This window comes from Streptomyces endocoffeicus (assembly GCF_016741935.1).
In the GTDB taxonomy this organism is placed as follows: Bacteria; Actinomycetota; Actinomycetes; order Streptomycetales; family Streptomycetaceae; genus Streptomyces; species Streptomyces endocoffeicus.
Map to the genome: position 1 here is coordinate 1 of NZ_JAERRG010000242.1, position 326 is coordinate 326.

Annotated in this window: 1 protein-coding gene; it reads right to left on the minus strand. The window is 74.2% G+C overall.

Annotated elements, in window-relative coordinates:
* Window positions 1-326 (minus strand): hypothetical protein (locus JK364_RS54795; protein ID WP_201858936.1); only part of this gene is annotated, 326 nt, incomplete at both ends.

The window sequence follows — 326 nt, forward strand, 5'->3', positions numbered from 1 at the left end:
GAGCCCGAGCACCTCCCCGTAGACCGCGGCGAGAACCTGCTCCTCCCGGGTGCGGGGGGCGCGGTACTCGCCGCCGCTGAAGTCGGGCGCGGGCAGGGCGGCGCGGTCCAGCTTCCCATTGGGCGCCAGCGGCAGCCGGTCCAGTACCACGTAGGCGGCGGGCACCATGAACTCCGGCAGCCGCGCGGACACGAACTTCCGCAGGTCCCCGGCGGAGACGCCGGTGGTGAGGTCGACATCGTCACCGGTGCCGGGTCCGCTCTCCGGTGCCTCGGCGGGGACGACGTAGCCGATGAGCTGCTTGACCCCACCCCGGCCCTGACCCG